The sequence below is a fragment of the Proteus columbae genome (assembly GCF_009914335.1).
GTDB lineage: Bacteria > Pseudomonadota > Gammaproteobacteria > Enterobacterales > Enterobacteriaceae > Proteus.
This window is the reverse complement of record NZ_CP043925.1, coordinates 3,626,377-3,640,852: the sequence shown is the minus strand read 5'-3', so window position 1 is coordinate 3,640,852 and position 14,476 is coordinate 3,626,377. Positions and strand designations below refer to the sequence as shown.

General features: G+C 39.4%; 11 protein-coding genes. 9 read left to right on the top strand and 2 right to left on the bottom strand.

What is annotated here, in order from left to right:
• Positions 1-7 precede the first annotated feature (7 nt).
• The 9 genes from F1325_RS16970 to F1325_RS16930 all read left to right on the top strand — a co-directional run bounded on the left by F1325_RS16970 (position 8) and on the right by F1325_RS16930 (position 10,015).
• Positions 8-1,156 carry a 1-propanol dehydrogenase PduQ gene (locus F1325_RS16970; protein WP_109373226.1) on the top strand — a complete coding sequence of 383 codons (1,149 nt, stop codon included), beginning with the start codon at positions 8-10 and terminating at the stop codon, positions 1,154-1,156.
• A 56-nt stretch (positions 1,157-1,212) separates the two neighbouring features.
• Positions 1,213-4,641, top strand: coding sequence for a choline trimethylamine-lyase (cutC, locus tag F1325_RS16965; protein WP_160230751.1), 3,429 nt, complete (start codon positions 1,213-1,215; stop codon positions 4,639-4,641).
• 100 nt (positions 4,642-4,741) lie between these two features.
• A complete protein-coding gene (gene cutD, locus F1325_RS16960; RefSeq protein ID WP_160230750.1) occupies positions 4,742-5,692 on the top strand; it encodes a choline TMA-lyase-activating enzyme in 951 nt (316 codons plus the stop codon).
• Between the two features lie 13 nt (positions 5,693-5,705).
• A complete protein-coding gene (locus F1325_RS16955; RefSeq protein WP_109373229.1) occupies positions 5,706-6,221 on the top strand; it encodes a BMC domain-containing protein in 516 nt (171 codons plus the stop codon).
• Positions 6,221-6,865 carry a phosphate propanoyltransferase gene (locus F1325_RS16950; RefSeq protein WP_109373230.1) on the top strand — a complete coding sequence of 215 codons (645 nt, stop codon included), beginning with the start codon at positions 6,221-6,223 and terminating at the stop codon, positions 6,863-6,865. The genes F1325_RS16955 and F1325_RS16950 overlap by 1 nt, the downstream gene beginning before the upstream one ends.
• Before the next feature lie 17 nt (positions 6,866-6,882).
• Positions 6,883-7,587 (top strand): hypothetical protein, encoded by a 705-nt coding sequence (locus F1325_RS16945; protein WP_109373231.1) that lies wholly within the window; start codon positions 6,883-6,885, stop codon positions 7,585-7,587.
• A 35-nt stretch (positions 7,588-7,622) separates the two neighbouring features.
• The gene (locus F1325_RS16940; protein WP_109373232.1) at positions 7,623-8,039 is read left to right on the top strand and encodes a DMT family transporter; all 417 of its coding nucleotides are present in this window, start codon (positions 7,623-7,625) and stop codon (positions 8,037-8,039) included.
• Between the two features lie 67 nt (positions 8,040-8,106).
• Positions 8,107-8,433, top strand: coding sequence for a DMT family transporter (locus F1325_RS16935; protein ID WP_004245856.1), 327 nt, complete (start codon positions 8,107-8,109; stop codon positions 8,431-8,433).
• 172 nt (positions 8,434-8,605) lie between these two features.
• Positions 8,606-10,015 carry a protein-tyrosine phosphatase family protein gene (locus F1325_RS16930; RefSeq protein WP_244313531.1) on the top strand — a complete coding sequence of 470 codons (1,410 nt, stop codon included), beginning with the start codon at positions 8,606-8,608 and terminating at the stop codon, positions 10,013-10,015.
• Positions 10,016-10,103: 88 nt separating this feature from the next.
• Here F1325_RS16930 and F1325_RS16925 read toward each other — a convergent pair whose 3' ends face one another.
• Both F1325_RS16925 and F1325_RS16920 read right to left on the bottom strand, forming a co-directional pair.
• Complete coding sequence (locus tag F1325_RS16925; RefSeq protein ID WP_160230749.1) at positions 10,104-13,181, bottom strand: MexW/MexI family multidrug efflux RND transporter permease subunit; 3,078 nt, start codon at positions 13,179-13,181, stop codon at positions 10,104-10,106.
• A 12-nt stretch (positions 13,182-13,193) separates the two neighbouring features.
• Positions 13,194-14,294, bottom strand: a complete 1,101-nt coding sequence (locus tag F1325_RS16920; protein ID WP_160230748.1) for an efflux RND transporter periplasmic adaptor subunit — start codon at positions 14,292-14,294, stop codon at positions 13,194-13,196.
• Between the last annotated feature and the right edge of the window lie 182 nt (positions 14,295-14,476).

Here is a 14,476-nt window from a genome sequence, read left to right as displayed (position 1 = left end):
TAACGACATGAGTGAGTTTCTGATAAAACCCAAAATTCAGTTTGGCGCCAATGCACTGGATTTTCTCTCTGGGTTAACTGCCCGCCGCGCATTTGTGGTGACAGATAAAGCAATGGTGAAGTTTGGCTTTGCAAATAAAGTCACTGATAAGTTAATGCAACGAGGTATCGAGTTTCAAGTCTACGATGATGTTGCTTCAGATCCAGATATTTCAGCCATCGTGAGTGGTATGAAGATCATGGATGCTCATTATCCAGACTTGGTTATCGCACTCGGTGGTGGATCAGTGATTGATGCCGCGAAAGCCGTTATGTACTCCCTCTGGCATACCCGTAAAGAGAGCAACAGAACAAAACCACAATTTATTGCGATCCCAACCACAAGTGGCACTGGCTCTGAAGTGACCTCTTTTTCAGTGATTAAATCACGTAGTGAAAAACTGGTCTTGGTTGATGAGTTTATGTTGCCTGATGTCGCCATTCTCGATCCTGAGTTGGTGAAATCTGTGCCACCTGCCATTACCGCTGATACAGGTATGGATGTCCTTTGTCATGCACTAGAAGCTTATGTTTCTAAAGCTGCATCTGATTTCTCTGATGCGATGGCAGAGAAAGCCGTCAAGTTAGTCTTTAGTCATCTTATTGATTGCCACCATCAAGGTGACAACTTGATGGCTCGTGAAAAAATGCATAACGCATCTTGTATTGCAGGCATGGCATTTACTAACGCTTCGCTGGGTATTACTCACAGTCTTGCCCACGCATTAGGCGGTGTATTCCACGTTCCTCACGGTCGTGCAAATGCGTTATTGATGACACATGTTGTCGCCTTTAACGCCAATCTTCATGGTGATTGTAATAGTGAAGCAGCAAAACGTTACGCCTATCTTGCTCAAAGCTTAGGACTTCCAGCTAGCACCGTAAGAGAAGGGGTAACCAGTTTAATCGTCGCCATTAATGTATTGAAAGATGAAATGGGTATGCCGAAGAGTATTCGCGATACCGGTGTCAGTGAAGCGGACTTTTATGCCCGTTTAATGGAAATGGTCGGACAGGCTTTACGAGATAGCTGTACGCCGACAAATCCGCGTGACGTGAACACACACCAATTAGAAACATTGTATCGTCAGGCATTTGCCGGTGTATCACACAGTTAATGCTCAACCGAATGAATACCGATTAGGTCAAGTAAAGAACATCAGGAGAGCCTCACATGGCCAAATATTCTTTGACGCCACGCGTAAAAATGCTGGCAGAACGTTTAGTTTCACGTAATAGCTCAATCAGTACAGAGCGTGCGACAATTTTTGATTCATTAGACAACAGCATTGCAGGTGTTCCTCAAGCGATTAAACCTGCGCAGCGTTTTTATGAGTTTATCCGCCATTTTCCAAGCTATATTGCACAAGATGAACTGATTATCGGCAGCCAGTCATCAACACCACGCGGTGCGATTTTTCACACTGAAGAAGAAGTACGTAGCGACTCTATCTACCGTTTCTTAAGTATTAACAATAGCGTTGCATCACCTGATTATATGCTGGTGGTAAACCAAGGTTTCTTAGCAATTAAAGCACAGCTTGAAGACAGAATTAGAAGCATTGGTAGTGCAGTAAACCGCAGCAGTATGGATGAAGCCAATTTCTGTAAATCTGCTATTTATGCATGCGATGCAGCACTGTATTTCGCACAAATTCTGTCTGCAAAAGCAGAGAATTTAGCAGCAATGGAAGGTAACCCATACCGTAAAGCAGAGCTATTAGACAGCGCTGCAGTATTACGTAAAGTGCCAGCAAAACCCGCAGAAACTTTTAAAGAAGCGGTTCAAGTATTCTATTTATTGCAATTAGTCTTACATCTGGAAAATGGTAGCTACGCCATTAACCCAATGGGATTTGATAAAGCGTTATATCCATTCTATCAACGTGATATCGACCAAGGTCGTTTAACACAAGCACAAGCCTATGAAATTGTTGAAAGCGTATGGTTGAAATTGGCTGAGCTTTCAGAAGTACGCGCAACCAAAGAAGTTGATGGTTATCCAATGTTTGATGCAATGACACAGGGTGTGGATATAAACGATCCACGCGTCAGCATTAACGAATTGTCAGAGATGCTATTATCCGCGCGCGCTAACCTGTCAACCTTACACAGTTCACTGCAAGTGCGTTTATACAATGGTCGTGCGAATTCACAACCTCAATACGCTGCACCTTCTGCAAATTTTGTAGCGCCAAGCACTGATGCGGGCGAACTTAAAGTGATGGAAGGTTTAACGCCTCGCTTACAACGCTTACGTAATCGCTATTTAGAAGCACGTCCAAGTGTCTCTATTTATAGAGCATTAGCATTTACTGAAATTGTTCGTAATAACCCAGGTTTACCACCAATTTTACTGCGCGCTAAAGCTTTCCGTCGCGCATGTGAAACCGCACCTATCTTAATTCAAGATGAAGAGCTGATTGTTGGACATCCTTGTGGAAAAGCGCGTGCTGGTGCTTTCTCTCCTGATATCGCATGGCGCTGGGTTCGTGATGAACTCGATACCATGAGCACTCGTCCACAAGATCCATTCCAAATTTCAGAAGAAGACAAAAAAGTCATTCGTGAAGAGATTGTTCCATTCTGGGAAGGTCGTTCTTTAGATGAGATCTGTGAAGCACAATATCGCGAAGCGGGTGTGTGGGAATTTAGTGGTGAAACCTTTGTCAGTGATCTTTCTTATCACCAAATCAATGGTGGTGGCGATACTTGCCCAGGTTATGACGTCCTGCTTTTCACTAAGGGTATGAACGGCATTAAAGCCGATGCACAAGCCAAACTGGCTGAATTAAGCATGGAAAACCCTGCTGATATCGACCGTATCTACTTCTACAAAGCGTCTATTGAAAGCTGTGAAGGTGTGATTGCTTACGCACATCGCATTGCAGAACATGCGCGTGAATTAGCATCAAAAGAGAGCAATCCACAACGTCGTGAAGAGTTACTGACGATTGCTCAAGTCAACGAAAATGTACCCGCTAATCCACCAAAAACACTGCAAGAAGCATTGCAAAGTATTTGGACTGTAGAGTCACTGTTTGAAGTAGAAGAAAACCAAACAGGTCTTTCTTTAGGTCGTTTAGACCAATACTGCTTCCCAATGTATGAAAACGACATCAAATCAGGTCGTTTAACGCGTGAACAAGCACTGGAAATGATGCAAGCCTTTATCATCAAATGTGCTGAGTTAATGTGGATGTCGAGTGAACTGGGGGCGAAATATTTCGCGGGTTATCAGCCATTTATCAACTTAACCATTGGTGGACAAAAACGCTCTGGTGGCGATGCGTGTAACGACTTAACTTACCTGATTATGGATGCGGTACGCTTTGTGAAAGTGTATCAACCATCATTAGCATGTCGTATTCATAACCAATCTCCACAGCAATATATGGAAAAAATCGTTGATGTAGTAAAAGCCGGTATGGGCTTCCCTGCGTGTCACTTCGATGATTCTCATATCAAGATGATGCTACGTAAAGGCTTCGACTTTGAAGATGCGCGTGACTATTGCTTGATGGGTTGTGTTGAGCCACAAAAATCAGGTCGTATTTATCAGTGGACATCAACAGGTTATACCCAATGGCCTATCGCAATTGAATTTGTATTAAACCGTGGCCGTATGGTGCTGTTTGATAGCTATCAAGGTTTAGATACAGGCGATTTACGCGACCTGCGTACTTATGAAGATTTCGACCGCGCTGTAAAAGAGCAAGTGGCACATATCGTTCGTTTATCAGCAATTGGTACTGTGATCAGCCAACGTGTTCACCGTGATGTTGCACCGAAACCATTAATGTCTCTACTGGTTGAAGGCTGTATGGAACAAGGTAAAGACGTTACTGCGGGTGGAGCAATGGTTAACCATGGCCCAGGGTTGATTTTCTCTGGTTTAGCAACTTACGTTGACTCCATGGCGGCTATTCGCAAACTTGTTTATGAAGATAAGAAATACACCTTAGAGCAAATCCGTGATGCGCTATTAGCTAACTTTGAAGGTCATGATGAGTTGTTACGTGACTGCTTAAATGCACCGAAATTTGGTAATGATGACGATGTTGTTGACCAATATGCGCTGGATATTACGGAATGGACTGAGCGTGAATGTCGTAAATACAAAATGCTCTACTCCACTCTAAGCCACGGTACGCTGTCTATCTCTAATAACACGCCAATTGGTGAGTTAACCGCAGCGACTCCAAATGGTCGTTTCGCATGGAAACCATTGTCAGATGGTATCAGCCCAACACAAGGCGCTGATAAACATGGCCCAACAGCGATTATCAAATCAATCAGTAAGATGAATGTTGAAACCATGAATATCGGTATGGTTCATAACTTCAAATTCCTGAAAGGTTTATTAGATACCAATGAAGGACGCCAAGGTTTAATTACCTTATTAAGAACAGCTTCAATTCTGGGTAACGGCCAGATGCAATTTAGCTATGTTGATAATGAAGTACTGAAAAAAGCGCAATTAGAGCCTGAAAAATACCGTGACTTAATCGTCCGTGTTGCTGGCTACAGTGCTTACTTCGTTGAATTATGTAAAGAAGTTCAGGATGAAATCATCAGTCGTACTGTGATTGAGAAGTTCTAATCATAGCCATAGGGATGGCACAGGCTATCCCTTTTAATCGACAAGACAAGATTTAAATTTATCGAACAGGGATGTTTGATGCAGATTTGGAGGCGTAAAGATGGAGACGGCGGCAGAAACAAGAGGTCGGATATTTAATATCCAGAAATACTCTATTTATGACGGTGATGGTATTCGTACTCTCGTTTTTTTAAAAGGCTGTAATATCCGCTGCCCTTGGTGTTCAAATCCAGAAGGTCTTAGCAGTGAATTTCAGGTGATGTACTCTCACGACAAATGTGTAGATTGCGGTAAATGTGTTGATGTTTGTCCGGCGGGTGTTCATTACATGACAACCAATGAAAAGGGTAAACAAGTTCATCGTGTTGATCGCGCTGTTGATTGTATTGGTTGTCGCAAATGTGAAGAAGTCTGTATCTCTGATGCGCTTGATATTATGGGCAAAGATGTTTCTGTCTCTGAGTTAATGAAAATCATCATGCAAGATTATGACTTTTACATCTCTTCAGGAGGTGGTGTCACAATCGGTGGCGGTGAAATGAGTTTACAAACTGATTTTGCGGTTGCGCTTTTACGAGAATGTAAAAAGATGATGATCAATACCGCCGTGGAAACACAAGCAACCACTAATGTGGCGAATTATGAAAAATTAGCGGAAGTCGTTGATCAATTTCTTATTGATATCAAACACATTGATACCACTCAGCATAAAGCGTTGTTTGGTGTTGGTAATGAGAATGTCCGTCGTAATCTAGAGCGTTTAATGGATCTCGGTGCAAATGTGGTTGTTCGTATGCCTTTAGTGCGAGGTTATAACGACTCTTATGATGCGATCACTGGCGCGATTAACTACGCAATGGAACTTTCAAAACGCGGTAATCTTCAGCGCATCGATATTCTTCCTTATCACCAATTTGGACGTAATAAATACGAAAAATTGGAAATGATTTACCCAATGAAAACTGATCCAAGTTATACGCCTGAAGAGCTTGACAGCTTAGAAGCCTTCTTTAAGAAATTTGATTTCGATATCTGTCTTGTCCGCCACTAAGTAGGAGAGAAAGATGAACAGTTTAGGTGTGATTGAAACACGAGGGTTGACTGCAGCCATTCAGGCAGCTGATGCCGCTTGTAAAGCAGCAAACGTGGAAATTATCGGGTACCGAAAAGTGGGTTCTGGGTTGGTATCAGTCTGTTTTCAAGGTGAGATCAGTGCTGTTAAAACAGCGATTGATCATGGTGTTGATGTCGTGAGCCAAAAAGAGTTGGTTATCGGATCATTAGTGATCGCAAGACCAGAGCTAAGTGTTATTACTAAATTACTGACAGTAAAAAGTAAGAAAAAAGCGCCCGCTGTTGCTGAAAAAGTGCAAGAGACTGCTATTGAAAACATCGTTGAAACGGTCGTTGAAACAATAATTGAAGCCCCTGTTAAAAACGACGTTGAAAACGCTGAAGCCACAAAAGCAGTTGCAGATTTACAAGCTCCAAATATTGCCTCTGAAACTAAGACCGCGACAGATAAAACTCAAAGCAGTAAAAAAGAGATCAAACCAGAAAGCCGCAAAGGTAAAAAATAATGATTAATCAACAACTCATGGGAAAAATTCTCTCTCGCTTACCCGCACATGGCGTAATGTTGGGAGAGGCGCAAGGAATGGCTATCCCTGTTGGTATTTCTAATCGTCATGTGCATCTTTCACAGCAAGATGTAGAAGCATTATTCGGCAAAGGTTATCAACTTACTCCGTTTAAAGATCTTAAACAACCGGGGCAGTTTGCAGCAAAAGAGTGTGTGATTGTTGTGGGATCTAAAGGCTCGATCAGTAAAGTTCGTGTTTTAGGGCCTGTTCGACCACAAAGCCAATTAGAAATTTCAAAAGCGGATTGTTTTGCATTAGGTATAAAAGCGCCAGTACGTGAGTCGGGTGATTTAGTCGGTTCTGGCAATGCTGTTTTAATGGGATCTGCGGGTCATGTTGAATTAAAAGAGCAAGTGATTTGCGCTCAACGCCATATTCATATGAGTGAAATTGACGCCAGAATGTTAAATGTCACCAATGGACAAAAAGTGCATGTTAAGACAGAAGGCGAGCGTAGTCTGATTTTTGATGAGGTCGTTGTTCGAGTTAGTGAGAAATTTTCTTTAGAATTTCATATAGATACTGATGAGGCGAATGCGGCAGGACTTCGTAACAACGATAGCGTATTTATTGTCAGTTAAGGCAATGAGGTGACGTAATGGACAATCAGTTAATTGAAAGGATTGTTGCTGAAATAGAAAAAAGAATGAAAAAATCGGTGTTGTTAGCACTTACCCCAGCACCGGGATACCAAGATGAAATCTGTCAACGTATCAACATGTTTTCTCATATTCGATTTTCTCTTTTTGTTACAACACAGGCACAAGTCAGTCATGATTTGTCGAAATGGCGTCATCTAGGAGAAATGTATAACGCGAGTGAGTTTGATTGCCAGCAGTTATCGACTTATCACGCACTGTTTGTTCCTTATTTTGATAAAAAGCTGGTGGGTGAAATTATTAATGGGCTATTTATCAGTGAAGAAGGGAAGTTAATTCATTCTGCACTCGCTCAAAATATTCCTGTTATGGCATTACCTTATTTTTGCCAACCAGAAAGTGAATTAAATGAGATTTTAGGTTTAAATAAAAATAAAGAGTACAACCTGCTTATTCAGGAAAATATTAGTCGATTAAAATCAATGGGTATTATTTTTCATCCTATAAATGATGTTGAAGCTAATTTAATAAACCATGATATTAACCATCTAGCTAAACCTGAATATAATCCTGAAATTAAACAAGAGAATAATAATCGCTATATTACTTTAAATGAAGTAATGAATAAGCCTGGAAAATATCATTTATCGCAAGATAAATTGACGGATTCTGCTATTGAATATTTAAAAAGTTTGAAAAATTAATCTTAAATTATATCTGATAACTCAGGAGTCTTATTATGTCACCAAAAGCTAAATCATGGCTTTGGATGCTGGCGGTTATTATTTCAGAAACCTCAGCAACCTCTACCTTAAAAATGTTTGATAATAGTGAAGGTACAACTAAAACATTATTATTAGGCTTAATTGTTGTTCTTTATGTTATTTGTTATTACTCGTTATCGCGTGCAGTAAAAAATATTCCAGTTGGTTTAGCTTATGCAACATGGTCTGGTACAGGTATTTTAGTGGTTTCTTCTTTAGGTATGTTGTTTTATGGTCAACATCCTGATACTGCGGCAATAATAGGTATGGCAGTGATTGCTAGCGGTATTGTGATTATGAATCTCTTCTCCAAAATGGGCTCAGAAGAAGGGGAAGAAGAAAACACAGAACCTCAAAATATTAAACAAGCTGCATCGTCAGTGAATAAATAAATCTATTTATTAATAAATAGATTTTTAATAAAAAACAACTTTATTAAAATAAATAAGGATAACAATTATGTTTACTGGATTCTTATGGCTGGCGCTGTCTATTGGTTCTGAAATCACCGGCACGTCTATGATAAAAAAGACCAATGGCTTTAGTAAATTAGCACCTTCTGTTTTAGTTATTGCTGCTTACTGTATTTGTTATTTTGCCTTAACGCGTGCAATGGGATATATCCCTGTTGGTGTAGCGTATTCACTGTGGTGTGGATTTGGTATTGTGGGTGTAACATTAGTTGCTATGATCCTATATAAACAAAAACCAGACTTACCCGCTATATTTTCAATGGCATTAATTATCTCTGGCGGAATAATTATGAATACATTCTCTACGATGTAAGCTAACTTTATAAATTAGATGGTGATTTTACCTTTTTAACTTAAATGCCGATATTTTATTAAAAAGTATCGGTATTTTAATTTGTTTTTTATAAAGTTTATAAAGGTGTTTTTTTTATATATCAAATCGTTCTCTAATAAGATAATACAGTTTTATATTTAAGGGCATAGATATGTTATTATCACCAGCTAATTTTAGATGTACACCTATTACAAATTCATTCGGATCAAGTGGAGAGGTAAAAAATAGTACTTGGAACAATATAACAAGTATTAAAAATAGCCATAATGAAATGCTTCCTAAACTACCAGCAGGTTCACCAATATATAAATCATCGACACGTATTGATAATCCTCTACCATTACCGCCTAAACCGTCAGCAAATTCACCAATATATAAATTATCAAATACAACTTATAGTCCTCCTACTGACTTTCCATCTAAAAGACGAATAGTAAATAATAAGCCTCATTTATTACAGCCCCAGAGAATAAACACAGAAAATAATAGCTTACTTTCTAGACGACAAATTAATAATACAAATATATCAAATTTTAATTTTTCTCACTCTAATAAAGAAGTAAGGTTGCATAATGCCAGAGATAATTTTTTAGTCGCGGTTAAAAAATGTACTGGCACAGATAAGTATAATGAAAAAGCTAAAATATTATTTAATAACTTAAATGGTTTAAAATATAGTTCAGCCGATTATCAATCGGTTGAAAATTCAAGATACAGTAAGCAATTAACGTATCGTACAGATACTTTAATAAAATCAGGCGATGTATCATTGCCAGCGAATGATGTTAGTTCTTATAATTCTCCTAATATGACTATTGCATCCCAATACCCTTTGAATAATAAAGAAAGTTTAAAAAATTATTTTAATATGTTATTTGATAATGACATAAATACAGTTTATGTTTTAGCCTCGAAGGATGATATTAAAAAAGATCTTTCAAAACTTGGTGCTGAATATAATAAAAGCAATTTTGAGAAGGAAGGGTTTAAATATTTTAGAGAAGATTTGGATTTGGATAATATAAATTCTCGCCACATTCAAAAGTGGGATTTCAGTAAGTTTAAAATAAAAGATAAAAATGGAATGGTTAAAGTTGTAGAAAATAAAAATGGAGAAAATGAATTTTCAGGAAATGAAAGACATTTAGATTGCAAAGCATACTCTAGGTTCTTGACTAAAAAAGGTAGTAATGAAAAGAAAAAAATAAACTTTGTACATATTTTTGATTGGAAAGATCATACAGGAATAGATGCGACAAAATTAAAAAATACAATTAATGTTATTGGCGATAAATTAAAAATAAACCCAACAAAAGAAAATATAGCGGTTCATTGCCTTGCTGGATTAGGAAGAACAGGGGAATTTATTGCTCTAATGGAAATGATGAAAGCAGAACAATCAGGGAATAAAGAAGGAAAAAGTTTAGAAAGCATTATCTCTGATTTAAGAGAAAAACGCAGTTTCCGAGCGCTTTATCAGCCTGAGCAAATTGCTGAACTCTTTAAATATGCAATAGATAACAATATATCACTACTTAATGATGATATTAAAATAAAATAACATTTGTTTAAATGGCTATAAAAGATCCCCATTGCATTCACAATGGGGATTGATTTTACGACATATGACTTCTTGTTATTTATCTGACTTATAACTCACTCACTTGCTGTAACTGTTTTTGACGCTCAGTTTGGGCGCTGATTTGATGGTTTCGCGCTAAAAAGCTGTACATTGTTGGCAATACAAACAAGGTAAACAATGTGCCAACTAACATTCCTGAGACGATAATTAGTCCTAATCCATAGCGGCTATTTGCCCCAGCACCACTAGCGAATAACAGTGGGATAAGTCCAATCACCATTGCCGCCGTGGTCATTAACACAGGGCGTAAGCGGATTTTTGCTGCTTCAATAATCGCATCACGTCGGTTTAGGTTTTTATGAACTTGCAATTCATTAGCAAATTCCACCATTAAAATACCGTGCTTACTGATAAGCCCAATCAGGGTGACTAAACCAATTTGAGTGTAGATATTTAATGTCACCATACCTAACGCTAATGGCACAAGAGCGCCACAAATAGAGAGCGGTACAGTAATCAAAATAATCAATGGATCAACCAAGCTTTCATACTGTGCGGCTAACACTAAATAGATAATGATAAGCGCGGCAATAAACGCAAAAACTAAGGTATTTCCTTCTTGAGTAAATTGGCGAGAATCTGATTGCCAATCATGACTAAAGCCGGCTGGTAATGAATCTGCCACATTTTCAAGAAACGCGACCGCTTGTCCCATGGTGACACCTGATGCAGGGATCGCTTGGAAAATCGCAGCATTTTGTTGATTAAATTGCGTGAGCTTATTAGGCTCAACTTGTGTCGTAATATTTACCACTGTCGATAATGGAATTAACACATTATCTTGAGTACGAATATAGTGCCCAGCAAGTGCTGCTGGCGTTAAACGTTGGTGACGTACACTTTGCGGGATCACATCATAAGAGCGACCATCCATACCAAAGCGGTTGATATAATGTTCACCCACTAACAGAGACAGTGATTCACCAATATCTTGCATACGAATACCTAGGCTATTGGCTTTTGCTCTATCTATTGCAACTTGAATGACAGGGTTGTTGTAGTCTAAATCGCTATCCACCACGACAAACAGACCGCTTTCTCTGGCTTGTTGTTTGATTTGTTCCATTGTTTCAAATAAAACGGGATAACCTAATGGGCTGCGTAATACCATTTGCACAGGTAATCCCCCCACGGAGCCGGGCAAAGAAGCTAATTGGAAAGCAAAAATACTGGTTCCTTCAACATGAATTACGCGGTTTTGCAAGTCAGCTTGGATTTGATCTGCATTGCGGTCACGTAAATCCCAACCATCAAAGTTGATCCCGCCAAAGCTTGCCGAAGGGCCATCTGTGCCATTAATTATCCATGTGCTATCTGTTTCAGGCAGACTCATATAAATTTCATCAAGCTTCTGATTAAAACGTTCCGCATAGGCTAAATTTGCATGTTGTGGTGCTTTGACCGCGGTTAAGACACTCGCCTGATCTTCTGAAGGTGCCAATTCTTGTTTTGCCTGGCTATATAAAAACGGCAAACTGACAAACACAACTAAAGCGAAAACGAGGGTTAACCAGCGATTAGCTAAAGAAAAATGGAGGACGTAACTATAGTAATGAGCCAACTTATCAAAGAAATACTCGGCCATTTTAGCCATTTTGCCTTCATTTTCTTTGGGCTTTAACATTAATGAACTCATCACCGGTGATAAGGTTAATGCCACAATACCTGATATAATCACACTACCTGCCAATGTTATGGCAAATTCTTTAAATAATGCGCCTGTTAATCCAGCCATTAAACCAATCGGTGCATAAACAGCCGCTAAAGTGATGGTCATTGCAATAACAGGACCTGCCACTTCTCTTGCGCCCACTAATGCTGCTTCAACAGGCGATAATCCCTCTTCAATATGGCGATGCACGTTTTCAACAACCACTATCGCATCATCCACAACTAATCCAATAGCTAAAACCATTGCCAGCAAGGTGAGCAAATTAATACTAAAACCAAAGGCAAGCATTAATCCTGCTGCACCTAACATTGATAAGGGAATGGCAAGTACAGGAATAAGAACAGAGCGAAACGATCCCAAACAGAGATAAATAACAGCGATAACAATTAAAATCGCTTCAATTAATGTTTGCACTACTTGGTTAATAGAGGCTTTGATAAAACGTGAAGTTTCAAATGCCAATTCTACATCGACACTTGGCGGTAAGGTTTTTTGAATATCAACAAGATGTTCGCGAATACCATCAACAATTACCAACGGATTACCTGTCGGTGTGGGAAATAGACCTAAGAAGACGGCTTTTTTACCATTCATAATACCACTGGTTTCAGTGGCAGCAGCACCTAGCTCAACAGTACCAATATCACGTAAACGCACCAGACTATTGCCATCATTACTAATCACCATATCTTTAAATTCTTCGACATTAGTGAGGTCAGTATTGACATAAACGTTGGCAATCACAAACTCACCTTCGACTTTCCCGGGCGCGGCTTGATAGTTATTACGGCGTACAGCTTCTGCGACATCACTTGCTGTTAAATTACGACCTGCCAGTTTGTCTGCATCTAACCACAGACGCATTGCTAATTGTTGTCCACCAAAAACTTGTACTTTGGCAACGCCATTGATGGATGAGAACATCGGTTCAACAACGCGAGAAAGGTAGTCGGTGAGTTCAGGGATAGAAAGCTGCTCACTTGAGAATCCGACATAAGCCACCGCAGTCGATTCGCCAGATGAAAGCTCGATAACAGGATCATAAGCTTGCTTAGGTAACTTATAGCGCACTTGATTTACCTTCGCCATTACCTGTGTTAAGGCTTGGGTAGGGTCACGGTTTAATTCCATTCTGACGGTGACTAAGCTTTTTCCTTGTACAGAAGAAGACGAAATATAATCCACACCCTCTACGGAGGAAACGGCTTGTGTGATTGGTTGTGTCACAAATCCTTGCATCAGTTCAGATGATGCACCTGGGTAGTCTGTTGCAATCGTTATGGTTGAATTTTGCAACATCGGATATTGGCGAATTGGCAGTTTACTGAATGCAAATGCACCCAGTAAAAAGATGAGTGTGCTAACAACTAATGCCAAAACAGGGCGACGAACAAAAATATCGGTAAATTTCATTATTAGCCCCTGTTATGACTTGGTGCTGACTAATTGAGCCAGTGTATCTTGTTCAATAGGCTCAATAGTGATGCCATCACTAAGTTTTATTTGACCGGATGAGACCACATGATCACCAAGGGATAATCCTTCTTTGATCTCAATAAGGCCGTTGTAGCGCAATCCAACTTTCACAGAGACACGCTTAGCGATAAGGTTTTTTTGATTGTCAGATTGCGCTACAAACACGGTATCTCCATAGGCAGTATAAGTGACTGCCGTTTCTGGTACGGTTAATACCATCGGACTATCAGGAGAAGTAACTTGAACACGAGCAAACATGCCCGCTTTTAATTTATTGTCAGTATTCGGTAAAACAGCCTGTATTTGCACTGTACGAGAAGGGCCAATAAGAGGATCAATCGCATTTATTGAACCAGTAAAAATGATATCTGGGTAAGCATCGACTTCGATATTAATTGGCTGTTTTGTTGAAATTTTCGGTGCAGCTTGTTCATCAAGGGAGAAATTGAGCTTTAAATGGCTTGCATCAACGAGTGAAGCAACACGTTCACCCGCATTAAGATATTGCCCTTCATGGACAAGTTTTATCCCAACAATACCGTCAAAGGGCGCTTTAATTGCCTTTTGTGCAATCCGCGCTTTCACTTCACGAATGGAGGCCACAATCATATCGCGTTCTGATAACGTGCTATCTAATTGCGCTGTTGCCACCATATTTTTACTATAAAGTTGTCTGGTTCGAGAATAGAGTTTTTCTGCGTTGGTTAATTGCGCTTGTAAACGTAATAATTCGGCTTGTTCAGGTTCATCATTTAATTTCGCTAAAACTTGACCCGCTTTAACCGTTTGCCCCGACTCAAAGTTAATCACAGCAATCTGACCATTGGTTTCAGCGGCTAAATAAACTTGGCGTGCAGCTTCTAATTCTCCAACCCCTTGCATATTGTTTGGTAATTTTGATGATTGTACGGTTGCTAATGCCACTTTTGTTGGAGGGTAAGCAAATTGCTGAGTTTCCTCATCATTCGATGAAGTTGTCGCATAGACCATCGCACCTGCACTGAGCAAAAAGAGCGAGGCACAGACGGTAAAAGTGAGTTTTTTATTCATATTATTGCCTATCCCATGATGAGCGTTTTTCTATTTTTATTGATTGAATTGTTGCCACAGTACTTTGAAATAACGGCTATTTGCCGTTGCTATAAATCATTTCTCAACGATCTTAAACACAGAAGTCAGCATTTCACTGGCTTGACTTAATTTGAGGAGAGGACTATAAAACCTCAAGTTAA

Coding starts and splice junctions, on each gene's coding strand:
- F1325_RS16935 (WP_004245856.1), top strand. CDS start 8,107: ATGTTTACTGGATTCTTATGGCTGGCGCTGTCTATTGGTTCTGAAATC.
- F1325_RS16950 (WP_109373230.1), top strand. CDS start 6,221: ATGATTAATCAACAACTCATGGGAAAAATTCTCTCTCGCTTACCCGCA.
- F1325_RS16930 (WP_244313531.1), top strand. CDS start 8,606: ATGTTATTATCACCAGCTAATTTTAGATGTACACCTATTACAAATTCA.
- cutC (WP_160230751.1), top strand. CDS start 1,213: ATGGCCAAATATTCTTTGACGCCACGCGTAAAAATGCTGGCAGAACGT.
- cutD (WP_160230750.1), top strand. CDS start 4,742: ATGGAGACGGCGGCAGAAACAAGAGGTCGGATATTTAATATCCAGAAA.
- F1325_RS16945 (WP_109373231.1), top strand. CDS start 6,883: ATGGACAATCAGTTAATTGAAAGGATTGTTGCTGAAATAGAAAAAAGA.
- F1325_RS16940 (WP_109373232.1), top strand. CDS start 7,623: ATGTCACCAAAAGCTAAATCATGGCTTTGGATGCTGGCGGTTATTATT.
- F1325_RS16920 (WP_160230748.1), bottom strand. CDS start 14,294: ATGAATAAAAAACTCACTTTTACCGTCTGTGCCTCGCTCTTTTTGCTC.
- F1325_RS16925 (WP_160230749.1), bottom strand. CDS start 13,181: ATGAAATTTACCGATATTTTTGTTCGTCGCCCTGTTTTGGCATTAGTT.
- F1325_RS16955 (WP_109373229.1), top strand. CDS start 5,706: ATGAACAGTTTAGGTGTGATTGAAACACGAGGGTTGACTGCAGCCATT.
- F1325_RS16970 (WP_109373226.1), top strand. CDS start 8: ATGAGTGAGTTTCTGATAAAACCCAAAATTCAGTTTGGCGCCAATGCA.